The organism is Cohnella laeviribosi DSM 21336, from assembly GCF_000378425.1.
In the GTDB taxonomy this organism is placed as follows: domain Bacteria; phylum Bacillota; class Bacilli; order Paenibacillales; family Paenibacillaceae; genus Cohnella; species Cohnella laeviribosi.
In genome coordinates, this window is the sequence record NZ_KB899835.1 from 1 (window position 1) to 24,916 (window position 24,916).

31 protein-coding genes are annotated in these 24,916 nt (G+C 58.4%); 24 read left to right on the top strand and 7 right to left on the bottom strand.

What is annotated here, in order from left to right:
- Positions 1 to 264 (top strand): integrase core domain-containing protein (locus F560_RS0115960; RefSeq protein WP_019006759.1); only part of this gene is annotated, 264 nt, incomplete at its 5' end.
- A 252-nt stretch (positions 265 to 516) separates the two neighbouring features.
- Here the strand turns inward: F560_RS0115960 and F560_RS0115965 are convergent.
- Positions 517 to 1,263, bottom strand: coding sequence for an alpha/beta hydrolase (locus F560_RS0115965; protein WP_019006760.1), 747 nt, complete (start codon positions 1,261 to 1,263; stop codon positions 517 to 519).
- Between the two features lie 358 nt (positions 1,264 to 1,621).
- On the opposite strand from F560_RS0115965, the gene pdhA reads away from it, so the two are divergent.
- The 10 genes from pdhA (at position 1,622) to F560_RS24690 (ending at position 11,731) form a co-directional block, all read left to right on the top strand.
- Positions 1,622 to 2,725, top strand: coding sequence for a pyruvate dehydrogenase (acetyl-transferring) E1 component subunit alpha (gene pdhA / locus F560_RS0115975; protein WP_019006762.1), 1,104 nt, complete (start codon positions 1,622 to 1,624; stop codon positions 2,723 to 2,725).
- A 29-nt stretch (positions 2,726 to 2,754) separates the two neighbouring features.
- Positions 2,755 to 3,732: an alpha-ketoacid dehydrogenase subunit beta gene (locus F560_RS0115980; protein WP_019006763.1), complete on the top strand. Its 978-nt coding sequence runs from the start codon at positions 2,755 to 2,757 to the stop codon at positions 3,730 to 3,732.
- A 21-nt stretch (positions 3,733 to 3,753) separates the two neighbouring features.
- The gene (locus tag F560_RS0115985; protein WP_019006764.1) at positions 3,754 to 5,055 is read left to right on the top strand and encodes a dihydrolipoamide acetyltransferase family protein; all 1,302 of its coding nucleotides are present in this window, start codon (positions 3,754 to 3,756) and stop codon (positions 5,053 to 5,055) included.
- Positions 5,056 to 5,058: 3 nt separating this feature from the next.
- Entirely contained in the window at positions 5,059 to 6,480 is a 1,422-nt protein-coding gene (gene lpdA / locus F560_RS0115990; protein ID WP_019006765.1) for a dihydrolipoyl dehydrogenase, read from the top strand.
- Positions 6,481 to 6,561: 81 nt separating this feature from the next.
- Positions 6,562 to 7,065, top strand: coding sequence for an acyl-CoA thioesterase (locus F560_RS0115995; RefSeq protein WP_019006766.1), 504 nt, complete (start codon positions 6,562 to 6,564; stop codon positions 7,063 to 7,065).
- 39 nt (positions 7,066 to 7,104) lie between these two features.
- Positions 7,105 to 7,899 carry a thymidylate synthase gene (gene thyA, locus F560_RS0116000; RefSeq protein ID WP_019006767.1) on the top strand — a complete coding sequence of 265 codons (795 nt, stop codon included), beginning with the start codon at positions 7,105 to 7,107 and terminating at the stop codon, positions 7,897 to 7,899.
- Positions 7,900 to 7,947: 48 nt separating this feature from the next.
- On the top strand, positions 7,948 to 8,457 hold the full coding sequence (locus F560_RS0116005; protein WP_019006768.1) for a dihydrofolate reductase: 510 nt from the start codon (positions 7,948 to 7,950) through the stop codon (positions 8,455 to 8,457).
- Positions 8,458 to 8,568: 111 nt separating this feature from the next.
- Positions 8,569 to 10,059: a glutamate synthase subunit beta gene (locus F560_RS0116010; protein ID WP_019006769.1), complete on the top strand. Its 1,491-nt coding sequence runs from the start codon at positions 8,569 to 8,571 to the stop codon at positions 10,057 to 10,059.
- 134 nt (positions 10,060 to 10,193) lie between these two features.
- Positions 10,194 to 10,520 carry a hypothetical protein gene (locus tag F560_RS0116015; protein WP_245554864.1) on the top strand — a complete coding sequence of 109 codons (327 nt, stop codon included), beginning with the start codon at positions 10,194 to 10,196 and terminating at the stop codon, positions 10,518 to 10,520.
- A gap of 92 nt (positions 10,521 to 10,612) precedes the next feature.
- Entirely contained in the window at positions 10,613 to 11,731 is a 1,119-nt protein-coding gene (locus F560_RS24690) for a serine/threonine-protein kinase (RefSeq protein WP_019006771.1), read from the top strand.
- A gap of 5 nt (positions 11,732 to 11,736) precedes the next feature.
- On the opposite strand, the gene F560_RS0116025 is transcribed toward F560_RS24690, so the two are convergent.
- A complete protein-coding gene (locus F560_RS0116025) occupies positions 11,737 to 12,483 on the bottom strand; it encodes an HAD family hydrolase (protein ID WP_019006772.1) in 747 nt (248 codons plus the stop codon).
- Between the two features lie 206 nt (positions 12,484 to 12,689).
- On the opposite strand from F560_RS0116025, the gene F560_RS25975 reads away from it, so the two are divergent.
- On the top strand, positions 12,690 to 12,827 hold the full coding sequence (locus F560_RS25975) for a hypothetical protein (protein ID WP_019006773.1): 138 nt from the start codon (positions 12,690 to 12,692) through the stop codon (positions 12,825 to 12,827).
- Between the two features lie 6 nt (positions 12,828 to 12,833).
- Here F560_RS25975 and F560_RS0116035 read toward each other — a convergent pair whose 3' ends face one another.
- On the bottom strand, positions 12,834 to 13,064 hold the full coding sequence (locus tag F560_RS0116035) for a hypothetical protein (protein WP_019006774.1): 231 nt from the start codon (positions 13,062 to 13,064) through the stop codon (positions 12,834 to 12,836).
- 158 nt (positions 13,065 to 13,222) lie between these two features.
- Here F560_RS0116035 and F560_RS0116040 point away from each other — a divergent pair, with 158 nt between their 5' ends.
- Together F560_RS0116040 and F560_RS0116045 are read left to right on the top strand one after the other, a co-directional pair.
- Positions 13,223 to 13,951, top strand: coding sequence for a phosphonate ABC transporter ATP-binding protein (locus tag F560_RS0116040; RefSeq protein ID WP_026298334.1), 729 nt, complete (start codon positions 13,223 to 13,225; stop codon positions 13,949 to 13,951).
- Positions 13,948 to 14,421, top strand: coding sequence for a GNAT family N-acetyltransferase (locus tag F560_RS0116045; RefSeq protein ID WP_026298335.1), 474 nt, complete (start codon positions 13,948 to 13,950; stop codon positions 14,419 to 14,421). Before F560_RS0116040 ends, F560_RS0116045 begins: the two co-directional genes overlap by 4 nt.
- 68 nt (positions 14,422 to 14,489) lie before the next feature.
- Here F560_RS0116045 and F560_RS26285 read toward each other — a convergent pair whose 3' ends face one another.
- Positions 14,490 to 14,618 (bottom strand): DUF6254 family protein, encoded by a 129-nt coding sequence (locus tag F560_RS26285; protein WP_019006776.1) that lies wholly within the window; start codon positions 14,616 to 14,618, stop codon positions 14,490 to 14,492.
- A 100-nt stretch (positions 14,619 to 14,718) separates the two neighbouring features.
- Between F560_RS26285 and F560_RS0116055 the strand changes: the two genes are divergently transcribed.
- Genes F560_RS0116055 through nfsA form a run of 3 tightly spaced genes read left to right on the top strand, consistent with a single transcriptional unit; the run spans position 14,719 to position 16,926 of the window.
- Positions 14,719 to 15,384, top strand: coding sequence for an MOSC domain-containing protein (locus F560_RS0116055; RefSeq protein WP_019006777.1), 666 nt, complete (start codon positions 14,719 to 14,721; stop codon positions 15,382 to 15,384).
- Positions 15,385 to 15,388: 4 nt separating this feature from the next.
- Entirely contained in the window at positions 15,389 to 16,135 is a 747-nt protein-coding gene (locus F560_RS0116060) for an SDR family NAD(P)-dependent oxidoreductase (protein ID WP_019006778.1), read from the top strand.
- Positions 16,136 to 16,182: 47 nt separating this feature from the next.
- Positions 16,183 to 16,926 (top strand): oxygen-insensitive NADPH nitroreductase, encoded by a 744-nt coding sequence (nfsA, locus tag F560_RS0116065; protein WP_019006779.1) that lies wholly within the window; start codon positions 16,183 to 16,185, stop codon positions 16,924 to 16,926.
- 231 nt (positions 16,927 to 17,157) lie between these two features.
- Here the strand turns inward: nfsA and F560_RS0116070 are convergent, their stop codons facing one another.
- Complete coding sequence (locus F560_RS0116070; protein ID WP_019006780.1) at positions 17,158 to 18,510, bottom strand: MFS transporter; 1,353 nt, start codon at positions 18,508 to 18,510, stop codon at positions 17,158 to 17,160.
- Between the two features lie 190 nt (positions 18,511 to 18,700).
- Here F560_RS0116070 and F560_RS0116075 point away from each other — a divergent pair, with 190 nt between their 5' ends.
- On the top strand, positions 18,701 to 19,042 hold the full coding sequence (locus F560_RS0116075) for a hypothetical protein (RefSeq protein WP_019006781.1): 342 nt from the start codon (positions 18,701 to 18,703) through the stop codon (positions 19,040 to 19,042).
- A 37-nt stretch (positions 19,043 to 19,079) separates the two neighbouring features.
- Here the strand turns inward: F560_RS0116075 and F560_RS23475 are convergent, their stop codons facing one another.
- Entirely contained in the window at positions 19,080 to 20,039 is a 960-nt protein-coding gene (locus F560_RS23475; protein WP_019006782.1) for a serine hydrolase domain-containing protein, read from the bottom strand.
- A gap of 190 nt (positions 20,040 to 20,229) precedes the next feature.
- Between F560_RS23475 and F560_RS0116085 the strand changes: the two genes are divergently transcribed.
- The 5 genes from F560_RS0116085 (at position 20,230) to F560_RS0116105 (ending at position 23,888) form a co-directional block, all read left to right on the top strand.
- Positions 20,230 to 20,754: a hypothetical protein gene (locus tag F560_RS0116085; RefSeq protein ID WP_019006783.1), complete on the top strand. Its 525-nt coding sequence runs from the start codon at positions 20,230 to 20,232 to the stop codon at positions 20,752 to 20,754.
- Positions 20,755 to 20,883: 129 nt separating this feature from the next.
- Positions 20,884 to 21,198 carry a YbjQ family protein gene (locus F560_RS0116090; protein WP_019006784.1) on the top strand — a complete coding sequence of 105 codons (315 nt, stop codon included), beginning with the start codon at positions 20,884 to 20,886 and terminating at the stop codon, positions 21,196 to 21,198.
- A gap of 21 nt (positions 21,199 to 21,219) precedes the next feature.
- Positions 21,220 to 22,131: an aldo/keto reductase gene (locus F560_RS0116095; RefSeq protein ID WP_019006785.1), complete on the top strand. Its 912-nt coding sequence runs from the start codon at positions 21,220 to 21,222 to the stop codon at positions 22,129 to 22,131.
- Between the two features lie 70 nt (positions 22,132 to 22,201).
- Positions 22,202 to 22,876, top strand: a complete 675-nt coding sequence (locus tag F560_RS0116100; RefSeq protein ID WP_019006786.1) for an SOS response-associated peptidase — start codon at positions 22,202 to 22,204, stop codon at positions 22,874 to 22,876.
- A 58-nt stretch (positions 22,877 to 22,934) separates the two neighbouring features.
- Complete coding sequence (locus tag F560_RS0116105; protein WP_019006787.1) at positions 22,935 to 23,888, top strand: CobW family GTP-binding protein; 954 nt, start codon at positions 22,935 to 22,937, stop codon at positions 23,886 to 23,888.
- A gap of 18 nt (positions 23,889 to 23,906) precedes the next feature.
- On the opposite strand, the gene F560_RS0116110 is transcribed toward F560_RS0116105, so the two are convergent.
- On the bottom strand, positions 23,907 to 24,386 hold the full coding sequence (locus F560_RS0116110; RefSeq protein ID WP_019006788.1) for a C40 family peptidase: 480 nt from the start codon (positions 24,384 to 24,386) through the stop codon (positions 23,907 to 23,909).
- 189 nt (positions 24,387 to 24,575) lie between these two features.
- Between F560_RS0116110 and F560_RS0116115 the strand changes: the two genes are divergently transcribed.
- Entirely contained in the window at positions 24,576 to 24,839 is a 264-nt protein-coding gene (locus tag F560_RS0116115; protein WP_019006789.1) for a hypothetical protein, read from the top strand.
- The last annotated feature ends 77 nt before the right edge of the window (positions 24,840 to 24,916 follow it).

Below are 24,916 nucleotides of genomic sequence, written 5' to 3' on the forward strand. Positions count from 1 at the left end.
GCGCGACTGGAGTCGAACCAAATGATTGGCAGCATGAGTCGCAAGGGCAACTGTTACGACAATGCCTGCATCGAATCTTTCCACAGCGTTCTCAAGAAAGAGCTCATTTACCAAACGAAATTTAACACTCGTAAACAGGCGTATGATGCGATTTACGAGTACATTGAATTGGAGTATAACCGCATCCGTATCCATTCGTCGATCGGTTATCTGACTCCGTATTTGTACGAAAAAAGGTACTATGAGCAACTCCAGGCAGGATAAAAGTTGTGTCCACTTTCTTGACAGTGATCCAAAGCGACTTTGCAATTGCTGTTAAAGCAACTGCAGCGCCGTCTCCCGTTCCGGCGGGCCGGATATAAAACAAATGCTTTTGATGAAATAGAATGAACCCCCGGCCCGCATAACAGGGGGTCGGAGGTTCATTCGCTTTTATGCGGGTCCGGAGCCGGCTTTTGGGATGTCGCCCTTATGGGGACGCTCCTTTTTCGAATCCCGGGCTTGTTCCGGATCGCCTTACATATGCGCATTCGGACCGATAAACGCCCCCAGCGCCTCCGGCAGCTCCGACTGCCAGAAGCCCCACTTGTGCTCGCCGTCCTTTTCGCGGTAATCGACGTACGCGCCTTTGGCTTCGAGCAGCCGCCGCGCTTCCCGGTTCAGCTCGACAAAATTAAAGGTGCCCATGTCCGTTGCGAACGCGGTTTCCTGCAGCCCGACCGTCATCCAGACGCTTAATCCTTCCAGCGATGCCTGATCTTCCAATTCCAGCACGGAGCCCGCATAGAAAGCGCCGGACAACGACAGCACACGGTTGAATAGCTGCGGATACCAAAGCGCAAGCGACAGGCTGACGGCTCCGCCGAGCGAATCGCCGGCCACCACCCGCTGGTCGGGAGCGCGGCGGACGGCGATGTTGTTTTCCACGTAAGGGATCAGCTCCTCGGCAAAAAAACGGATGTACCGCTCGTTGCGCTCGCCGCCCGCCATATATTCGGAAGTGCGGACCTTTTTGTCCACGTCCACGCCGACGACGACAAACGGCTCCCAGCCTTCGTCGAGAATCATTTTTTGCGCGATGGTGGCGATCCTTCCAAACTGGAAAAAGTCCTGGCCGTCCTGGCAATAGACGACGGGGTAGCTGAGCGTCTCCTGATAACCGGGGGGCAGATAGATCCGCGTTTCGCGTTTGCCTTCAGGCAAAATTCGGCTCGGCACCTCGTGCCGGACGATGGTTCGTTTGAACAAATGCGCGTCGTTCATGGCGACAGTCATCCTTTCTGCAGCGGCTTTCAGCCGCGTTCTTCGGGTATGGCCGGTTCGGCGGATGGGAACACCATAGGGAGGGCGTCCTTCGTCGATTCATGAAAATCGGCCGCGGGCAAAGCCGGTTCACCCCGTTTCCAAGGCAGCCGCAAAAGCTGTAAAACCAACGGTTGCCGCATGTTTGTATCATCCTGTTATACTAATGAAAACAGTCTGTACTACAAACATGGAATACATAAAAAACAAGTAGAATCGGGGAACATGGCTTTTTTTCTTTGACCAAATCACTCTAACAGAGATATAATAATTCTATAACAGAAAGCCCTCTTCCACAATTCAAGACGAGGTGATCGAGATGAGTAAAGGTTCTTTGGATGCTCCGGCTAAGCCGATTCAAGCTCATGCGCACGAAGTGCGGTCGGAAGATGTCGTTCCACTCCAAGTATTGTCTCCGGAAGGCGAAATCGTCAATCCGGAACGCCTCCCCGATCTGACGGACGATCAGTTGAAGGAAATCATGTACCGCATGGTGTTTACGCGGACTTGGGACGATCGTGCGGTCAATCTCGGACGCCAAGGCCGTCTCGGCTTCTACGCCCCGGTATCCGGCCAGGAAGCGACGATGGTCGGCAGCGAATATGCGCTCGAGAAGACGGACTTTATCTGTCCCGGCTACCGCGACATGCCGCAGCTCGTTTGGCACGGGCTTCCGCTGTACCAGGCGTTCCTGTATTCCCGCGGCCATCAGCACGGCGGCCAAATTCCGGAAGGCGTGAACGTGCTCATGCCGCAAATCATTATCGGCGCGCAAATTTTGCATGCCACCGGCATCGCGATGGGCTTCAAGCTGAAAAACGAGAAAAGAGTCGTGATCGCGTACACGGGCGACGGCGGCTCCTCCGAAGGCGACTTCTACGAAGGCCTGAACTTTGCCGGCGTTTACAAGCTCCCGGCGATCTACTTTGTGCAAAACAACCGTTACGCCATTACGACGCCTTACAGCAAGCAAACGGCCGCGCAATCGATCGCGCATAAGGCGCTGGCTGCGGGCATTCGCGGCGTCCAAGTGGACGGCATGGACGTTTTGGCCGTCATCTCCGCCGTCAAGGAAGCGGCCGAAATCGCCCGCAACGGAGGCGGCGCGACGCTGATCGAAGGCTTGACGTACCGTTTCCGTCCGCACTCCATGTCCGACGACGCGACGAAATACCGGACGAAGGAAGAAGAAGCGGAATGGGCGCTTAAGGATCCGATCGTCCGTTTCGGCAAATACCTCGAAGCCAAAGGCCTCTGGTCCGAGGAAGACACCGCTCGCGTGAAGGAAGAAGCGAAAGCGGCGGTCGCCGAGCACATCAAGAAAGCCGAACAGACAGAGAAAATGACCGTGGCCGGCTTGATCGACTCCATGTTCGAGCAAACGCCGCCGGATCTTGAACGTCAAAAAGCGGATTTCCAATAAATCGTGACGAAGATGGGAGAGTTTGCAACATGGCTCAAATGACTATGATTGAGGCGATTAAAGACGCGATGCGGGTCGAGCTGAAGCGCGACCCGAACGTTGTCATCTTCGGCGAGGACGTCGGCCATGTCGGCGGCGTGTTCCGCGCTACGGAAGGCTTGCAGGCGGAATTCGGCGAACACCGCGTATTCGACACGCCGCTTGCGGAATCCGCCATCGGCGGTCTCGCTGTCGGTCTGGGCATTCAAGGCTTCCGGCCGATTGCGGAAATTCAATTCGTCGGCTTCATTTTCGAGGCGCTGGATCAAATGTTCGTCCAAGCGGCGCGGATGCGCTACCGTTCCGGCGGACGCTACAACGCCCCGATCGTATTCCGCACGCCGTTCGGCGGCGGAGTCAAGGCGGCGGAACTGCACACGGACTCCCTCGAAGGCCTGGCGATTCAAACGCCGGGGATCAAAGTCGTGGTTCCGTCCAACCCGTACGACGCCAAAGGCTTGCTGATTTCCGCCATCCGCGACAACGACCCGGTCTTTTTCATGGAGCATTTGAACTTGTACCGCGCGTTCCGGGAAGAAGTGCCGGAAGGCGAATATACGGTGCCGATCGGCAAAGCGAAAGTCGTCCGCGAAGGCAAGGACGTGACGATTATCGCTTACGGCCTGATGGTGCATACGGCGCTTAAAGCGGCCGCCGAACTGGAGAAAAACGGCGTCCAGGCGGAGGTTATCGACCTGAGAACGCTGTCGCCGCTCGACATCGACACCATCGTCGAATCGATCAAAAAGACGAACCGCGCGATCGTCGTCCAGGAAGCGCAAAAGTCGGCCGGAGCCGCGGCCGAAATCATCGCCCAAATCAACGAGAACGCCATTCTGCACTTGGAAGCGCCCGTTCTTCGCTGCGCGGGTCCGGATACGGTGTATCCGTTCGTTCAGATCGAAGACGTGTGGCTGCCGACCCCGGCCCGCATCGTCAAAACGGTCAATCAAGTGCTGGAGTTCTAATCGGACAGGAGGTTTTGCTTCGTGGCAAGATTCGAATACAAATTTCCCGAGCTGGGCGAGGGGCTGCATGAAGGCGAAATCGTCAAAATGCTGATTTCCCCCGGCCAGACGGTAACCGATGAAGACATCATTATGGAAGTGCAAAACGACAAGGCGATCGTGGAAGTGCCGTGTCCGGTAAACGGCAAAGTGCTTGAAGTGCTGGCCAAAGACGGACAAGTTATGCACGTCGGCGAAGTCGTCGCCATCATCGAGGCGGAAGGCGATCTGCCGGCCGACGCGGTATCGGCTCCGGACGGCAACGCGGCGACGGGCGGCGCCGACACGCAAGGCCAGCCCGCGCAAGCGCCCGCTGCCGAAGCCGCTCCGGCACCCGCGGCGGCTCAAGCTCCGGCAGCCGAGGCGAACAAGCTCGTGCTGGCCACGCCGAGCGTCCGCAAGCTGGCGCGCGAGAAGGGCATCAACATCGCCGAAGTAACCGGCACCGGCAAGAACGGCCGCATCACCCGCGAAGACGTCCTGAACTTCGGCGGAGCGGCTCCGGCGGCAGCTCAAGCGGCCGAGTCTGCAACTCCTGCGGCGGCTCAAGCACCGGCAGCGAAAGCCGTCCAAGCCGGTCCGGGCGTCGAAGAGCGCGTTCCGTTCAAAGGCATCCGCAAGGCGATCGCAAACGCCATGGTCAAGTCCGTTTATACCGCGCCGCACGTGACGATCATGGACGAAGTCGACGTCACGGCGCTTGTCGCGCTGCGCAACCGTTCCAAGGCGATCGCCGAGAAGAAAGGCGTCAAGCTGACGTACCTGCCGTTTATCGTCAAGGCGCTCGTTGCCGCTTGCCGCGAATTCCCGGCGCTCAATGCGACGATCGACGAAGCGGCCAACGAAATCGTGTACAAGAAATATTACAATGTCGGCATCGCAACCGACACCGACAACGGCCTGCTCGTTCCGGTCGTGTTCGACGCCGACCGCAAAAACATCTGGACGATCGCGAACGAAATCCGCGACCTCGCCGCGCGCGGCCGCGAAGGCAAACTCGCTCCGAACGAGCTTAAAGGCAGCACCATTACGATTACGAATATCGGTTCCGCCGGCGGCATGTTCTTCACTCCGGTCATCAACTTCCCGGAAGTGGCCATCCTCGGCACCGGCCGTATTTCCGAAAAACCGGTCATCAAGAACGGCGAAATCGTCGCCGCTTCCGTCATGGCTCTGTCGCTCAGCTTCGACCACCGGATCATCGACGGCGCAACCGCGCAAAATTTCATGAACTACATCAAGCAGCTGCTGGCCGATCCCGAGCTGCTCGTAATGGAGGTATAAACCATGGTAGTAGGAGACGCTTCAATCGATATCGATCTGCTTGTCATCGGCGCAGGACCCGGCGGCTATGTGGCCGCGATTCGCGCCGCGCAGTTGGGTCAGCAGGTCATGATCGCCGACAAGGCGAAATGGGGCGGCGTATGTTTGAACGTCGGCTGTATCCCCTCCAAGGCGCTGATCAACGCCGCGCATCATTATGAGGAAATGCTGCACGCCGACAAATACGGCCTGTCCGCCGGCAACGTGACGGTCGACTTCGCCAAGGTTCAAGAATACAAAAACTCCGTCGTAAACAAGATGACCAGCGGCGTCGAAATGCTGCTTAAAGCGAACAAGGTTCAAATGTTCAACGGCGAAGTCATGTTCATCAGCGAAAACGAAGCCCGCCTGTTCAACGATCAGGAAGCTCCGCGCTACCGGTTCAAAAACTGCATCATCGCCACCGGCTCCCGCCCGATCGAGCTCAAGGCGTTCCCGTTCGGCGGACGGATTCTGTCCTCGACGGAAGCCCTGTCGCTGCAGGAAGTGCCGAAGAGCCTGGTCGTCATCGGCGGCGGCTACATTGGCGTCGAGCTCGGCCAAATGTACGCGAAGTTCGGCACGAAGGTGACGATCCTCGAAGGCGCGGATACGATCCTGCCCGGCTTCGACAAGGACATGAGCCAACTGGTCGTCAAGAAGCTGAAGAAAAACAACGTCGAAATCGTCAACGGCGCGCTGGCCAAGAGCGCCGAGCAAACCGACAAGGACATTACCGTCACGTACGAAGTGGGCGGGGAGACGAAGACGGTTACGGCGGAATATCTGCTCGTGACGGTCGGACGCCGTCCGAACACCGACGGCGAGCTCGGACTCGACCTGATCAACGTCAAGGTCAACGAGCGCGGCCTGATCGAAGTCGACGAGCAATGCCGCACGAATATCCCGCACATCTACGCGATCGGCGACATCGTGCCCGGCCCTGCGCTGGCGCATAAAGCTTCCTACGAAGCGAAGGTCGCGGCCGAAGCGATCGCGGGACTGCCGTCCAAAGTCGACTACAAGTGCATTCCCGCCGTCGCGTTCTCCGATCCGGAATGCGCAAGCGTCGGCTACACGGAGAAGGAAGCGAAGGAGAAAGGCCTGAACGTCAAGTCGAGCAAGTTCCCGTTCGGGGGCAACGGACGCGCGGTGACGCTCGACGGCGCGGACGGCTTCATGAAGATCATCTCCGATGCCGATACGGGGCTTGTCCTCGGTGCCCAAATCGCCGGCGTCGAAGCGTCGAACATCATTGCCGAGCTCGGCCTCGCCATCGAGATGGGCGCTACGGTCGAGGATATCGCGCTGACGATTCACGCGCATCCGACGCTCGGAGAAATTACGATGGATACGGCGGAGCTCGCGCTCGGACATCCGATCCACACGATCGCTCCCCGCAAATAATCGCCCATGCTTCAAAACCGCCCGAATTCCGCTACGGTAGGGCGGTTTTTCTATAACCGGCATTTCGAAGGAGGGATTTGAATGGCGCTTCCAGCCAAAAAAATGAGCATGTCCCGTTCCATCAAGACGAGGCTTGTGTTTCCAGGAGATACGAATTACCACGGCACGATGTTCGGCGGTTCGCTGATGCAGGACATCGACGAGATTTGCGTCATCGCCGCGATGCGGCATTGCGGCCGCAGGGTCGTTACGGCTTCGACGGACAGCCTCGACTTTATGTCTCCCGTCCGGATGGGCGAAGCAATCGAACTGGAGGCGTTCGTCACCTGGACGCACCGCACCTCGATGGAGCTGTACTGTGTCGTCAGGGCCGAAAATCTGGAGACCGGCGAGCGGCGCGTAACCGTGACCGCCTTCAGCACGTTCGTCGCGGTGGACGAAGAAGGGCGTCCGGTTCCGGTGCCGGAAGTCATCCCCGAAACGGAAGAGGAGCGCAAGCTGTTCGAGAGCGCGCCGGAGCGCTACGAGGCCCGGAAAAAACGGCGGCAGCTTCGTTATTCGTCGACAGAAGACCGCAATAAATGATACAATGAACGATAAAAGACGATAAAAGGTGTGTTCGGTTTGCGCAATTATTTGGATTTGCTGCAGGATATTCTCGATCACGGGGTGAAGAAGGAAGACCGGACGGGAACGGGGACGATCAGCGTATTCGGCCGGCAGCTCCGTTTCGATCTGTCCGAAGGGTTTCCGCTGGTGACGACCAAGCGTCTTCATCTGAAGTCGATCGTTCACGAGCTGCTCTGGTTTTTGAGCGGAGATACGAATATTCGCTATTTGAAGGAAAACGGCGTGTCGATCTGGGACGAATGGGCGGACGAGAACGGCGATCTCGGGCCGGTATACGGCTCGCAATGGCGCGCCTGGGAGGCGCCGGACGGACGGCGCATCGACCAGATTGCGGCCGTGATCGAAGCGATTAAGCGCAATCCGGATTCCCGCCGCCATATCGTAAGCGCCTGGAACGCGGCGGAGATCGACCGGATGAAGCTGCCGCCTTGCCATTTCGCGTTTCAATTTTACGTCGCGGGCGGCAAGCTTTCGTGCATGTTTACGATGCGTTCCGTCGATACCTTCCTCGGGCTGCCTTTCAACATCGCGTCGTACGCGCTGCTTACGCACATGGTTGCGCAGCAGTGCGATCTCGAAGCGGGCGAATTAATCTGGTCGGGCGGCGACGTTCATATTTACAGCAACCATCTGGAGCAGGTGAAGCTGCAGCTCAGCCGCGAGCCGTTCCCGCTGCCGAAGCTGGTGATCAAACGCAAGCCCGACAGCATTTTCGATTATACGTTCGAAGATTTCGAGTTTGTCGGTTACCAGCATCATCCCGCCATCAAGGCGCCTGTCGCCGTTTAGGCGGTTTATGGTATGATAGAACTATTGCAAATGCAAGGAGGCGCGCGGATGCCGATCACGATGATTGCCGCCGTGGCCCGCAACGGCGTCATCGGCGCCGACAACAATTTGCCGTGGCGCCTGCCCGCAGACATGGCTTTTTTTAAAGCGCAGACGATGGGCAAGCCCGTACTGATGGGCAGCAAGACGTTTCGGTCGCTGAAGCGGCCGCTTGCCGGACGAACGAATGTCATTCTGTCCAGGTCGATGACGGAGGCGCCTCCGGGGTGCGTGCTGGTCCGGTCGATCGCGGAAGCGCTGGAACGTTACCGGGATCAGCCTTTGATGGTGATCGGGGGAGCGGACGTTTACAGGCAGATGCTGCCTTACGCCGACCGTCTGCTTCTGACCGAGGTGGAGGCCGAGGTCGAAGGGGACGCGTTTTTCCCCGAATTCGACCGGCGCAAGTGGCGTCTTATTTCCCGCACGCCGGTTGCTCCCGACGAAAAGCACGCGTTTGCGTTCGCGTTTTGCGAATACGAGCGCGCCGATTCGCGGGAAGGCGCTAAGGAAGAATAGTGCAAACTATTGAGAGGATAGTCCATTCTGGCCTGCCGGAATGTTTGATACGATTTTCTATCATTAAGGCAACTTGCATATGCGACATATCGATAGATGGAGGAAAAGAAGATGTCGACGCCTACGGGATTTATGGAATATAAACGTGAGCTTCCGGGCGATCGCGATCCGTTGGAGCGCATCAAGGACTGGAACGAATTCCATCAGATGCTCTCCGAAGAGCAGCTTCGTACCCAGGGTGCCCGCTGTATGGACTGCGGAACCCCGTACTGCCATACCGGAATGGAACTGGCCGGCAGCGCTTCGGGATGCCCCATCAACAACTTGATTCCGGAATGGAACAATCTCGTTTACCGGGGGCTGTGGAAGGAAGCCTATGAGCGCTTGTCGAAAACGAACAACTTCCCCGAGTTTACGGGACGCGTCTGCCCGGCTCCCTGCGAAGGCTCCTGTACGGTCGGCCTGATCGGCGAACCGGTTACGATCAAGACGATCGAGCAGGCGATCATCGACCGCGCCTTCGAGGAAGGCTGGGTCGTACCGCAGCCGCCCAAAACGCGCACCGGGAAAAAGGTAGCCATCGTCGGCTCAGGTCCTGCAGGCCTGGCTGCCGCCGCGCAGCTTAACAAAGCGGGCCACACCGTTACCGTCTACGAACGGGCGGACCGGATCGGCGGCCTTCTGACCTACGGCATTCCGACGATGAAGCTGGAAAAGCACATCGTTCAGCGCCGCGTCGATCTGCTGGCGGCGGAAGGCGTCAACTTCGTGACCAACACGGAGATCGGCAAGGATATTCCCGCGAAGAAGCTGGTGGAAGAATACGACGCGGTTGTGCTGTGCGGCGGCGCAACCAAAGCGCGCGGCCTCGGCGATATCGAAGGCGCGACGCTGAAGGGCATCTACCCGGCAATGGAATACCTGAATTCGACGATCAAGAGCTATCTCGATACCGGGCTGGCTGAAGGCACTTATATTTCCGCCAAAGATAAACATGTCATCGTCATCGGCGGCGGCGACACCGGAACGGACTGCGTGGCCACCGCGCTGCGCCACCAATGCGCGAGCGTAACCCAATTCGGCACGCATCCGAAGGCGCCGCTTACCCGCGATCCGGTAAACAATCCTTGGCCGCAATTCCCGAATGTCTATACGCTGGACTACGCGCACGAAGAGGCAAAGGCGCTGTTCGGCGAAGACCCGCGGGCTTTCTCGGTGCTGACGAAGAAATTTGTGGGCGACGAGAACGGCAACGTCAAGGAACTTCATACGGTTCAAATCCGCCGTTACGTAGACGAGCAAGGGCGCAAAATTTACGAAGAAATTCCGGGAACCGAGAAAGTCTGGCGCGCCGATCTCGTCCTCGTGGCGGTAGGATTCGAAGGTCCGGAGCGTACGATTATCGACGAGCTGAACCTGGAAACCGATCGCCGCTCGAATGTGAAGGCGGCTTACGGCAAATACAGAACCAACGTCGACAAAGTGTTCGCCGCCGGCGACATGCGCCGCGGACAAAGCCTCGTCGTATGGGCGATCAACGAAGGACGCGAGGCTGCCCGCGAAGTCGACAAATACCTGATGGGCTCGACGCTGCTTCCGTAAGACGGCCGAAGAGCGATACGTGAAACGCCGGGAGTGAAGGGGTTGTTCCGGAGGGCAGACGATGCTCCGGATACAGCCCCTTTATTGCGATTTCGGGGCGGGATAGAGAGCAGAAAAATAGGAATCTAGGGGGTGTGCCTGAATTGATCCGTTACGGGGATGACAAGGTGCATGAACTGCGTTTTGTTTCGTTTTCGCCGACGATCGAGCGCCGGGACGACATGTGGGTGGACATCGACCTGCGTTTCGAACTGTCGGAGGATTCCTTCGTTCCGGCCGACCTGATCGATTTGACGGCGCTGGTGATTTGCACGCATGCGGGCGATCCGGTGCAGATCGTTCCGCAGGACGAAGGGACCGACTGCGAGTACCAATTCACGGCGGGCGAAAAGGAGCAGATCGAAGCGTTTATACGCAGCGAACCGGTACAGCGGGCGATCGCGGAAGCCGTTTCGGATTGAACTTCGGCTTGGCGATGAAGCCGCTTTCTCCGATCCTTTCCTGTGTGCTACACTTAAATGCGGAGAGAAGAACGGGCGAGGAGGATCAATAGATGGAACGCGCCGCGTTGTTGTCGCCGACGGATGTGAACGTCATACGCCGTTATGTGCAAACGAAGTATGCGCCTCTTCCGGGCAGCCGCAAGGCCGAAATCGTGGCGGCCGCCATCCGCGATGCGCTGTATCGCCGCTTGCCCGAGTTGCCCGAAGCGGTGCGCGACCGGTTAACCGATGAATTGATCCGGCGCTGCTTGATTAAGGAAAGACGGGAAGTTCGCTTGGAGGACGTGTTGGACGCCTGCGCCGATCTGAAGCTGCTGACGGAAGAGGCGTGGGCGTCGCTGCTCGATTGGGCAGGCGAACGGCTGCCCGGATGGGGGAGCGCGGATCGGCTCGGCGATTGGCTTAACCGCGGCCAGCCGTCCGAAGCCATCCGCTCGGGCTCAAGCGAGGGCAACGCGCCGCAGGGCGCGGGCGATGCCGGCGGCAGAACGGCCGGCTCCGCGGAACGGAGCGCTATAGCGGTCTTGCCGTCTCCATCGGCCGACGCGCCGTCGGCAACGGCGGAACGGCCTTCTTTTCCCTTGCGCCGATCTGCCGTCGGGGCGTTGTCGCTTCTTGTGCTGGCCGGGGGCATCGCGATTGGCGTCATTTCCGGACTGGGCACGGAAAGCCCTTCATCCGTGAAGACCGAAACCGCAACGCCTAAGCCGGCGGCTGCCGCATCCGGGCAAGCGCAGGATGCGGGAATGCCGGAATGGCTTCGCTATGAAGCATTCGACGTCGAGGCGGTCAAAGCGTACTTGCGCAGCCGCGATTCCCTGCTCGCGGACGAGCCTTATTTCGGCGCGATCGTGGAGAGCGCCCGCACCTACGACGTGCATCCGCTGCTGCTTTTTGCCATAACCGGCCAGGAGCAGGGCTTTGTCCCCAAATCCCACGAGCAGGCCGAGAAAATCGCCAACAATCCGTTTAACGTATTCCATAGCTGGCAAGAATACAACACCAATATTGCCGATTCCTCCGCCATCGCGGCCAAGCTGATCGCGAAGCTCGGCCAAAGCAGGCCCGAAGGCTACGATCCGTTCGAGTGGTTCAATCGCACCTATGCCGAAGATCCGCAATGGTCGGACGGCGTGCGCAAGTTGTTCGAGAAATTGAAAGGGCAATAGCCGCATCAGCCCGGTTCCTTCATCTGCATCAAATAATGATGGATGGCCGGCGGCACTTCGTTTAAGGCGGTCAGCGTGATGAACGCGCCTTTGGGGGCCGTCTCGATCGGGATGACGTTGTAGGCCCACTCTTCTTCCTGCTTCAGATAGATGGAATGAATGCCGCATTCGAGCGCCGGCATGACGTCGGTCCGAAGGGAATTGCCGATCATCCAGGTATGCTCCGGATCGAATCTTCCGTGTTTCAGAATGCTTCGCAGAGCTTCCGTATTTTTATGTTGACGGACGTAAATCCGGTCTTCGAAAAAGCGTTCGAGGTTCATTCGTTCGATTTTCCGACGCTGAATAGCGGGTTCTCCCCCCGTATACAAATGCAGGCGATGCCCCTCGGCAATCAGCTGCCGCAGCGTTTCCTCCATGTGCGGATAAGGCTCGACCTCGTGATCGTAAACGCCGATTCCGAGCTCCCATAACCACCGTTCTTCTTCGCTTGAGATCTTCCTTCCGTACAAACGGCTGTAATACCGGTACGTATCGACGAACGACTGCGGAAAGTGTTCGCTTTGAAAGCCGAGCACGTTCACGCCGGCAATATCGATTTCGGTATGCTTCTCCATAATGCCCTCCCGCGTCGCCCCGAAAGGACCGAACCATTCGAGCATGATCTCCCCAAAACGGTTCAACACCTCGTGAAAATACCGGTTGCAGTAGATCAACGTATCGTCCAGATCGAACAGAATATTTTGCTTCATGTCCTTCGACTCCTTCGACCCATTGCATGTCTGATTCAGCATATCCTTCCGCCGAACGGAAAGTGACGGCTCGCCGGGAAAGGGGATGTAATCATTATCGCTTTGATTTTCCCGTTTGTAAATGAATGGGTTGAAGCATACTAGGAATCGCGACGCGCAACGCGGTCGATATCCTTGGAAGGACACGGGAGGAGGTGTGCGGGGCCATGCCGAAAAACAAAAGCACCAAAACGGACGACCGGCAAAACGATTCCAGCCTGAGGGAGGAAGCCGAAACGGTCAAATCGAACAAGATGTCGCGGCGTCCTCCCAGCTTGAACAACATCGACAAGAACGTGCCGTAATTCCGTTCAAGCGTACTTGACCAGTTTGGCCTGCAGATCGCGCCTGATGAACGCAAGCCGCTGGCGGACATAAAAATCGTAGCTGCCCCCGCTCAAGTCGCGGGGGTTCATCGTGCGTCCGGTATCGTTATCGATAATCGTCAGTTTCCCGTCGGAGTAAAATTTGAAGGTCAGATCGCGTGACGGGCGGTTTCCCCTTGAAGGCTCCAAGTACCGGAAGTGCTCGCAGGTTACCATCCATCATTCCACCTTTACCCGAATTGTGGGGAACAAATGTTCTTATTTCCATTATAGCAAACATTTGTTCGTATGGAAAGGAGTTCCGTAATGAAATAAACTAGATTTATAGAAAAAAGCGAATGCGTTTTTCGCGGCAGAAGGAGTTTCGGCAAGCGATGATTACGATAAAGGGATTGTCCCGCAAGCTTCCGCAAGGAAAAACGATATTGGAAAATATTCACGGCCGGCTGGAGGCGGGAACGTTTCTGGCGGTGGTCGGACCGAGCGGCAGCGGCAAGTCGACTCTGCTCCGCTGCCTCGGCTTGCGCGATCCGTGGACCGGCGGCGAATACTGGTTCGAAGGGCAAAACGTCGGCCGGCTCGGCGCCCTGGGCAAGTTCAGGCTGCGCCGCCAGATCGCCTATCTGGAGCAAAAACCGGTTCTCTACGAGAAAAAAACGGCGCTCAAAAACGTGCTGATCGGAGCCGTCGGGCAAGTGTCGGCCATCCGGCGGTTTACGGGCATGGTCCGCAACGACGACTATATGGGCGCCATGGATACGCTGGAAGCCGTCGGCCTGATCGACCGCGCCCATCAGCAGGCCGAGAAGCTGAGCGGGGGGGAACGGCAGCGCGTCGCCATCGCAAGAGGGATTGCGCACGGGGCGAAGCTGCTGCTTGCGGACGAACCGGTGTCGGGACTCGACCCGCATTCGTCGGAGGAGATAATGGCGCTGCTCCGAAAGCTTTGCAAAGAAAAGGGAACGACCGTCATCGCGGCGCTGCACCGGCTTGAGCTTGCGGAGAAGTTCGCCGACGAAATCTGGGGGCTCAGCGGCGGAAAACAGGTGCTTGAAGCGAGAGGGCGGCGGCTGACGGCAGCCGAGAAGGCGAAGCTGTCTTGACGGTCGAAATCCGTCCGCTCCGTACGGAAGAGGAGCTGGAGCTGGCGATCCGGTTGGAGGCGTCGTGCTATCCCCCGGCAGCGGCGGCCTCGCCGGAAGCGTTCCGCTATCGGTGGGAACGGTTTCCTTCCTACTTTCTTTCCGCATGGGACGGGCCGCAGCTTACAGGCATCGCCAACGGCGTGCTGACGAACGCTCGCGATTGTTCGGACGTCGGCCTCAAAAAAACGCACGGCGGCACTCCGGACGGAGAACGGCTGTGCATTCTCACGGTCGCGGTGGCCGCCGAACGGCGAGGACGCGGAATCGGAGCCGCGCTTTTGCGGGCGCCCGCCGGATGCGGCCGCATCCGGCGGGCGCCGCGGCGTCATGCTGATGTGCCAGCGGCCGCTGATCGGCTGGTACCGGCAAGCCGGCTTCCGGGAAACCGGCGCCGTTTACGACGAACATGGCGGCATACGCTGGCATGAGATGGTGTTGCCGCTGGCTCAGCCCCGGTGAGGGAGCCGGTCCGGCCGGCGGAGCGGGTGCAGGACGATTACGGTTTTTCTTCAGGCGGGCCGTCTTCCTGAGCCAACTCGTGCAGAGAAGAGATCGGCCCGTGCGGGTTGCGGGCTTGCTTGCGGCTTTTCCAGGCGCTTTCCCTTCTGCGTTTGGACGAGCTCACGGCGAATACCTCCCGTTCGGTTTGGATGGGCTGCGTTCATAGCGTGGCGCACGGGCAAAAGGCTTATGCAAACGAAAAACGGATGGAGTGACTTTGGCAAATGGCGGCGGACGCTCTGACCATCCCGCTGCTGTCCGTCAACGTATCTTTGGCGGAGCCGGGAATTTACAAAAACAAAGAAACGAGGTCGGGCATCAACAAGAAGCCGGTCACCGGCCCGATCGCACTCGGGCCGGCCGGGCTTGCGGGCGACGAGCAGGCCGATCTTGTCAATCACGGCGGTCCCGACAAGGCCGTATGCGTTTACAGCTGCGCCCACTACGGGCATTGGGAGCGGGTGCTCGGCAAGAAGCTGGACTACGGGGCGTTTGGGGAAAATTTCACGGTGGACCGGCGGATCGAAAACGAAGTGTGCATCGGCGACGTTTTCAGGCTTGGCGAGGTGAAGCTGCAGGTCAGCCAGCCCCGCCAGCCCTGCTGGAAGCTGGCCATGAAGTGGGGACTGGACGAGCTTCCCTCGCTCGTGCTCCAGTCCGGCGCGACGGGATTTTATTTTCGCGTGCTGGAGCCGGGCGCCGTATCCAAAGGCGAACTCGTTCTGATCGAAAGGCCCAAAGACACGGCGACCGTCGCCGAGGCGAACCGGATCCTGTTTATCGACAAGGACGATGAAGATGGCATCCGCCAAATGCTGGCCATCCAGGCCTTGTCGGAAGGATGGAAGGAAAGGCTGAGGCGCCGGTTGGAAAAAAGGAAAGCGGAGTGATCGAATGTTTCGGAATTCGACGGTTGTCATAACCGGGGCGGCGGGCGGCATCGGCCGCTCGCTGTCCCGGGCTTACGCGGAGCAAGGAGCCAACGTCGTGCTGAGCGATCTGGCGGAAAGCGGCGGCGAAGCGCTGGCGCGCAGCATCGCCGAGGCGGGAGGAAGCGCGCGGTTTGTCGCGGCCGACCTTACCCGTCCGGAATCGGCGGCGGAGCTTATGGCCGAAGCCGAGAAGACGTTCGGCCAAATCGACATTTTGATCAACAACGCGGGAATCGGCATCTGGAAATCTCCGTTGGAGCTTGAGCTCGAAGAATGGGAACGGGTGCTGAACGTCAACCTGCGGGGAACGTTTCTGTGCTCCCGCGAGGCCGCCAAGCGGATGAAAAAGCGGGGCAAGGGCGGCGCGATCGTCAACATCTGCTCCACCCGGCACGCGATGTCCGAACCGAATTCGGAAGCCTATGCCGCATCGAAGGGCGGGATCGCCTCGCTGACGCATGCGCTCGCGGTGTCGCTCGGTCCGGACGGGATTCGCGTCAACGCCATCAGCCCCGGCTGGATCGAAACCGGGGATTACGGCGCGCTGAGAGACGTAGACCATCTCCAGCATCCGGCCGGCCGCGTGGGGAAACCGGAGGACATCGTGCGCGCCTGCTTTTATTTGACGGATCCGGCGAACACCTTTGTGACCGGCATCAATCTGTTCGTCGACGGCGGCATGACCCGGAAAATGATTTACGAGCCTTGATGGGGAAGATGAAGGCGATCGTGATTGCCGGATAAAGGGGGGGCAAGATGAACGAAACGCTGGCGCTGCTGATGAACCACAGGTCCATCCGCAAATTCGCAGACAAGCCCGTGAGCGAAGATCAGCTCAAAACGATCATCGCGGCCGGGCAGATGGCTTCCAACTCGAGCAATGTGCAGGCATACAGCGTCATAGCCGTCACGGAAGCCGGGCTAAAGAAGCGGCTTGCGGAATTGTCGGGCAATCAAGCTTATGTCGAGGAATGTCCCGTGTTCTTGGTCTGGTGCGCCGATTTGCACCGTCTGAAATATTGCGCCGACTTGCACGCTCCCGGTCAGCCGACCTACGAGGATACGGCCGAGAACCTGATCGTGGCCACGGTGGACACGGCGCTTGCGGCGCAGAACGCGGCGGTCGCCGCCGAATCGCTCGGCCTCGGCATCGTATACATCGGCGGCATCCGCAACCGGATCGAGGAAGTGTCGCAGCTTCTTGAGCTGCCGGACCGGGTGTACCCGGTGTTCGGCATGTGCGTCGGCGTGCCCGCTCAGGAGCCGATGCTCCGCCCGCGCCTGCCGGTGGAAGCCGTGCTGCACCGGAACCGTTACGACGGGCGGAAGCATGCCGCGGAAGTCGCGCGGTACGACGAGACGATGTCGGCTTATTTGCGGGAGCGCACCGGCGGGAAACAGGATACGCCCTGGTCGCGGCTGATGGCCGACCGGTTGGTGCAGCCGGTAAGAATGCATATGAAAGCCTTTTTGGAAAATCGGGGGTTTTTCCGCCGATAATCCGGTCCAGGTCCAGGATCGTGCCCATATAAGAACAAATGAACCTCCAAAACCATTGTAAAAGTGGAACTGGAGGTTCATTTTTGTTTTCGCAAATTGCTATAACAGCAACTGCAAAGCCCGTTCTCGTGCGACTCCTCGATTTAAGTGCCAAAAAGGCAATTCAATCGGGCATCCGGCCGCCGGACCGGACGAGGGGACTACGGTCGCCGGCACCCGTTGCCGATTCCGTCAGCCCTTCGGGATTTCCTTCGGGTCCCGCATGCCGAAAGCGCTGAGCAGCGCCACGACGCTCATGGCGGCTCCGAACAGGAACAGGTTCGCGATTCCGCCCATCACGTCGTCTCCCGCCCGGTTCAGCAGCCCTCCCATAATGGTGACGCCGACGGACGTGCCGATGTTGCGCACGAACATCTGCAACGAAGTCGAAACGCCCTTGTCGTGCGGGCCGACAAATTGCTGGGCGCCGATCGTCGTCACGGTAAACAGCAGGCCGTAGGCGACGCCTTGCACGAACATTGCGAACGTCACGTAGGCGAATCCCGTGCCTTCGCGCAGGAACATCAGCAAAAGGCCGGACGCGACGAGAATGGCGTTTCCGATGATAATCTGCCGGGTATAGCCGTACTTCAACACCCATTTGCCGGCCGGCACCGCCGACAGCATCCAGCCCGCCGACATGCCGAGCAGCGACAGGCCGCTGACGAAAATCGAGTACCCTTCATGCTGCAAAAACAGCGGCACGAAGCTCGACGTTCCGAACAGCGCGGTACAGGCGATCAGGATGTTGACGGCCATCCAGCGGATCGGGCGGATCGCAAACAGCGCGAGCGGCACGATCGGGGAAGGATGCTTGCGCTCGAACAGCACGAACCAGACGATAAACAGGAGGCCGCAAGCAGCGACCAGATAGGGCATCCGCTCGACGACCGTAACCGAAAGCAAAAGGCTGACCCCGATCGTGAACAGAACGGCTCCGCTGACATCGACGGCGGCTTTTTTCGGCTCGTAAACTTCCTTGTACGCAAACAGAAGCGCGCAGGAAACCAGGCAAAGGGGAATGTTGATCCAGAAAATCCATCTCCAGCCGACCGTTTCGACGAACAGGCTGCCGACCAGCGGCGCAAGCACGGCGGAAAGTCCCCACATGCCGGTGAACAGCGCCTGGATTTTGCCGCGCTTTTCGACGGGATACAGATCGCCGGCAATGATCATCGGGAAGGGGGTAATCAATCCGGCCCCGATCCCCTGAACGGCCCGGTACAGCACCAGCATCGGCATGCTGTCGGCAAGCCCGCACAGCAGCGAGCCGGTCATGAATACGATCAATCCGACAGAAAAGACAAGACGCCTTCCGAACAGATCCGATATGCGGCCCGCGATCGGGGTCAAAACGGTGCAGAAGATCATGTATGAAGTAAAAGTCCATGCATAAAAGCCCATGCCGCCCAGCTCTTCGGCGATTTTCGGCATCGTCGTGTTCGTGATGGTCGAGTCCATCGACGACACGAGCATGGCGATGACGACGCTGGTCAAAGCGGCCAGGCGGCTTGCGGGCCGAACGGCAGCCGCGCCGGTTGACATGCGATCCATCTCCTTGTGGCGTTAAAAATCTCCAAATGTAGCTATTATAACAGTCCTTCCATCGTTAAGGAAGGCTAAAAATCCGGGCTCCCCGAAAATGCGAAAGCGCATGCAGGACTTGCCGTATAGAAGGAATTAGGAAAATATACTCGAATTAACAAAATTATTCGAGTTCAGGAGGTGCGGCAGGATGCCTTACGTGCTGAAACACAAGGAGACGGGAGAGCTGCTATCGTATTTGCAGCCGAACGGCGGCGATGCGTTTCGCCGCGGTTTGGCGCTGTGGACAACGATGCCCGGCGAAGCCGAACGGGTGGAAGCGCTGGAACGCGCCGGGCTGTTTCGGCTGCTGACGGAGGAGAAGGTAAAGTCGGGACGCCACGATGCGGAGTGGGAGCTTGTGCAGGAGATGAACCGGTGGCAGCCGGCCGAGCTGAAGGAGGCGCAGGCGCGCCTCGCGCGCGCGATGCTGGAGAGGCGGCCGTTGTCCAGGCTTTTTCTCAGGAACGGCGAGCTTAAGGCCGAAGAATAGGAACCGGAGCGATCGCAAGACGACAAAGCAATGGGGTTCATTCTTCGCCGATGGCGCCGCTTTGTTTTATGTCGTTAAATAAGGTGTCGGCGAAAATATGTAAGGGCGTTAATGTTTTTTTGCCGAGATCGCCGGTAAAGACGACCGCGAGTTGGGCCTCGGGGACGACGATCAGAAATTGTCCCGCGAAACCTTGGGCGTAATAGACGCGGGGGGAAGCCGGGCCTTCGGAGCTTTTTCCGTAAATCCACCAATGGTAGCCGTACCATCCGTCCCGTCCGGAAGCCGGCAGGCGGGGGAGGGTCGACTCCCGAATCCAGGCGGCCGGCACAACCTGATTTCCTTCCCAGCGGCCGTCTTCCAGCATCAATCTGCCCAGCTTGAGCAAATCCGCAGGACGCAGAAGCAAGCCGAATCCGCCGATCGAGATGCCTTCCGCGTCGGACGGCCAGCGCCAGCAATCGATGCCGAGAGGAGCGAACAGATAACGCCCCGCATACTCGGAAGCGGTCATGCCGGTCGCCTTCTGGAGGATGGCGCTGAGCAAATGCGAGCATCCCGAATTGTACACCATCCGTCTTCCCGGCGGTTCGACCATCTTCCGCTCCAGAATGAAGCGGATCCAATTCGGATTTTGCTCCGAGGGCGGCGGCAAGCTGCCCCACGCCCCGGCTTCCTGCCATTCGAAACCGGGCGTCATGCCCAACAGATGCTTAAGCGTGACCGGCCTTTTGTCCGGCGGAGCTTCCGGGAAGTATTCGGCGACCGACGCGTCCAGCGTCACCAGGTCGCGCCGGCCGAGCGCGATGCCGACAAGCACCGAGAGCACGCTTTTGGTGACGGAGTTTACTTTGTGAAGCTCGCGTTCCTCTTGGGGGTTGCGAAAGTACGAATAAACCAGGCTGCCGCGCTGCCAGACGAGGCAGGCGTCGATGCGGACGCTACGGATGCGCCCGTCGAGCGCAAGCAAAGCCGAGTCTCCGATGCCGTATGCCATGATTAAAGGACTCCTGTCTGATAAGATGGAAAAAAGTTGGGGATGCTGTGATTTTGGGCAACTTTGGATGTGGTCAAACGTATATTCTTCCTATATAATAGCTTATCGTTGACATCACGTCCGTTTTTTTATGCTATAATGGGAGACAAGGTACGCTTGGATCTGCTGCGCTGCGGGAGGGAAACAACTGATGGTTCGGCGTTTTGTCATCGAGGCGGTCATGCTCGCCACATACGGCCAACTGCTTCTGCCGAAACGTCCTGTCGAATACAGGATTCCATATTCAACGGTCATGGAGCTATACGATATGAAAGACAGCCCGGAACCGATCATGCCGGAACCGGCGGACGACCGGCACGTCAAAGAAAAAATCGGGGAAATGATCCGTTTTTTCGAAGAAACGTTTAACCGTAAAAAGCTGGAACGTGCGCTGGTTGCGCCGTGGAGGGAAAGCCCTCCTCTGCCGATCAACGAACACGTGACGCTCGTCGTCGTCAACGCGGTCGAAAACATGCAGTACGGCGAGTTGCTCGACCCGATCGAGACGGAGCTCGTTCTTGCGTCTTTGCGACTGCAGTGCCCGATTTTGACGGATCAGATCGAGTTCCAGGATAAAGTGATCCAGAACAGCATTCCGGTGCTGCTTTACGACATCGACGATTTTGAGTTCGCGTTGGAAGAAGACGTTCCGACGACCGACGGATATTTCAATTGATCAGCTGCCGCAAGTCCGGCGGCTTTTCTCGTTTAGGGGGCCAAGAAGCGCTTGACGGCGGCGATGTTGCCATTAGGAGAAGTATGGTAAAATAAAGCGAATGCCATCTTATCGCGAGGAGGAAATGAAGTGCTGGTAACGACAACGCCAAATGTGGAAGGATACCGCATCACGAATTATTACGGATTGGTCACGGGTGAAGCGATTATGGGCGCCAACATCGTCCGGGATTTTCTGGCCTCGATTACCGACGTGATCGGAGGTCGTTCCGGCACTTACGAGAACAAGCTGAAGGAAGCCCGGGACATCGCGATTTCCGAAATGGTGGCCGACGCCCAGCGGCTCGGCGCGAATGCGGTTGTCAGCGTCGACGTCGATTACGAAGTCGTTCGCGAAGGCATGCTGATGGTGGCGGTCAGCGGCACGGCCGTTCGTGTGGAATAACCGAAAAGGAGCGTTCGAGCCATGAAGTATCGCAGGCTTGGCAGTACCGGTTTGCGCGTATCGGTCGTCGGCATCGGCACCTGGCAGTTCGGCGGGGAATGGGGCAAAGCCTACGATCAAAAGGAAGCCGACGCCATCATCGGCCGGGCGAAGGAGCTCGGCATCAATCTGATCGATACGGCGGAATGCTACGGCGACCATTTGTCCGAATCGCTCGTCGGGGGCGCGATTGCCGGCAACCGCGGGGATTGGATCGTCGCCACCAAGTTCGGCCATCATTTTCACGGACCGTTCAAGCGGACCGACGTATACGATCCCGAGGATGTCGTCCGGCAGTTGGAACATTCGCTAAGGGCTTTGAAAACGGACTATATCGATTTGTATCAATTCCATTCCGGCCCCGACGCCTCTTTCGACCAGGACGCGCTGTGGGACACGCTCAACCGCCAGGTTGAAGCCGGGAAGATCCGCTATTTGGGCATTTCCATCGGCTCCAACAAGAACATTCACCAGACATCCAAGGCGACGGAAGTGGGGGCGAAGGCGATCCAGGTCGTTTACAACCGGCTGGACCGGGGACCGGAAGAGGAAGTGTTTCCTTCCTGCATCGAGCAGGATTTGGGCGTTCTCGCCAGGGTTCCGCTGGCCAGCGGCTTCCTGAGCGGCAAATACCGCCCGGGCGCGCGGTTTGGCGACAACGATGTGCGCTCCCGCCGCAATGAGGAGGAGCAGGACCGGCTGCTGCGCGAAGTGGAGCACATTCGCGCGACCGAAGTGCCGGAAGGCGTCGATATGGCGGCATGGGCGCTTGCCTGGTGCCTGAAGCACCCGGCCGTAACGTGCGTCATCCCCGGCTGCAAAGACGCCGCACAGGTCGAGGCCAACGCCGCGGCGATCGCGCTGGTCGAGCCCGGTCACCCGCAGGACGCGTAAACCGGCGAATAAAAATGCAAAACAAGCAGATACTGGGACGAGATCAGCGAAAAGGCGGGTGCTCTGTCCCATGTGTCAGCGTTTTTCCCTTACGGCCGAATGGCCGGAGCTAAGCGATCGTTTCCGGATTCACCGGTTCGAGAGCGAATATCGTCCGAGGTACAATATTTCCCCCACCCAGACCGTATCGGTCGTCGTGGAGGAGAGCCGGGAGCGCATTCTGGTCGATGCGCGCTGGGGCTTTATCCCGTACTGGTCGAAGGACGCGGTCAATGCCGACGGGCGGTCTGTCGGCGACCGATCGATCTTCAGGCGGATCGTCAACAAGCAGCGCTGCGTCATCCCGTGCAGCGGGTTCTACGGCTGGATTTCCAACCGCAAAGTTTATCAGCCGGTCCGGTTCGTGTTTCGGGATCGCCGAACCTTCGCCGTTCCCGGCTTTTACGAAATATGGCCGCGCGTGGACGGCAAGGAGATCCGCGCATGCACGATGGTAACGACGACGCCGAACGGGCTTGTCGAGGGCTTTGCCGACCGGATGCCCGCCATGCTCGACGAAGCCGGCATCGACGAATGGCTGAGCGAAGGGAACGTGGAGTACAGGCGCGTCTTTCCGCTCATTCGGGAGCTTCCCGAACGGGAGATGGACATGTATCCCGTCGGCGGATACGTGAACGATACCGCCTACGAATCGCCGGCGTGCGTGGAGCCGATCCGCTCCGTCTATGCGGCGCTTCGAAGATAAGACGTAGAAGCCTCCGCGTCTGGCGCGGAGGCTCTTTGCTGACGAAGGAGAGAGAAACGTGGACAAGACGGTCGAGGTCTATTTGTTATCCGGTTTTTTGGGGAGCGGAAAAACGACGCTGCTTAAGCGTCTTGTCGAGGACGCCAAGTCGAAAGGGCTGAAGCCGGCCGTTCTGATGAACGAGGCGGGCGAGGTGAACCTGGATGCGCTTGTCCTTGACGCCTCCGTCCCGATGGCCGAAATGCTCGGGGGCTGCATCTGCTGCTCGATCCGCGCCGATGTGGGAATGGAACTGCTTCAGCTTGTGGAGCGGCATTCCCCGGACGTGGTATGGATCGAATCGACAGGCGTTGCCAAGCCCCTGGAAATCATCGATGCCGTATCCGACGTTTCGATGTATGCCAAAGTCGAATTGCGCGACAATATTACGGTCGTCGACGCCCGCCATCTGCTCGACAGGGTCAGAATCGGCTCGGGTAAAACGCTGAAGCTGATGATCGAGCAAATCCGCGCATCCTCGCTGATCGTGTTGAACAAAACGGATTTGGTCGGCGAGGACGAGCGAAACGAACTGATCGAATGGCTGAGCGAATGGAACGCGTCCGCGCAGGTCGTGCCGGCGGTCCGCTGCGAGTTCGATCTTTCGCTGGTCGGAAGCCGCCGTCACGAGTGCGATCGGATCGGGAAGGAGCCTGATCGCCGGGATCATCACGACCACGGCCACAGCCATATCGGCACGCTGACCTGCTATTTGGACGGGCCGCTGGACAGCCGGGCCTTTGAACAATGGATGCGCGCCTTGCCGGAAGGCGTCTACCGCGCGAAGGGCATCGTGACGTTCCGCGACACCGCCAGCCGCTTCCTGTTCCAATATGCGTACCGCGCGCTGGATTTCATGCGGATCGCCCCGCAGAAAACCGTTCACGACGTGGCCGTTTTCATCGGCGACGATATTCCGGCGGAACGGCTCAAGCGGGAGCTTGCGGAGCTGACCTTAGCCGCGCTTTCCTGAAGGTCGTAAGCCGCTTCGTTACAGCACGCGTCTTGCCGTCGTGTAGTGCTTGTCCCACCAGCCCGAATTCAGGTTCGAAATCGTCACGCCCGGAGCGCCGTAGGTGTGCAGAATTTTGCCGTTGCCGATATAAATGGCGACGTGGTGAATCGGGGAATAGAAAAAGACGAGATCGCCCGGCTTCAGGTTGCTGCGGGACACGTACTTGCCGCTTTTCGCTTGTTCCTTCGACGTGCGGGGAAGGTAGACGCCGTACAAGCCGTACAGATATTTCGTAAACGAAGAGCAGTCGAACGAGCTCGTATTGCCGACTTTGGCGCCGAACTTATATTTTACGCCGAGGTATTGTTTGCCCTTGGCGATGATTTGGCTAGCCTTGGACTCGGAAGCCGTCGCCGCATTCGCTTTGGCCGGGACCGCTTCGAACGCGCCCGTCAACAAAACGGCAAAGGCGAGGAAAGATGCAACGAATGTTTTGTAAAAGGAATTTTTAAACATTTTCTAGGTACCTCCTGTATATCTGGATGTGCCCCCACTATAGCACAGATTTTTTAACCACCATTTCCCTCTAAGAGAATGAAAGCTCGGCGGACAAGGAAAATGAAGAGTAAATGAAAATAAAATAAAAAAATTCTCATCTTCGAATCTTTGAAAAAATCTCCAAAAATAGAGGGGTGACCGCAATCCATGCAAGTTGAAATTCTCGGCGCCACGTTGAAATACGACGAACAGCAAGGGTATGTCGGACAAGTCCAGTTCGCTGTTAAGGGGCATAAGCAGCCTTACGAAATGACGCTGCAGAGCGACGAAGGGTCCGAGTGGAGCTACTCGCTGCTGTTTTTGAACGAATCAGGAGACGAAAACGAAATTATCGCCGTGGAAGAGGAGATCGACCGCAACGACGAACTGTTCGAACGGCTCGTGGCGGCGGCGCAAGAATCGCTGGAATGAAACGGCGGACGCAAAAAGCAATCGGCCCCTTTCCGCCAAAAGCGGATCAAGCGGCCGATTGTTTGTTTTGGCGCCGG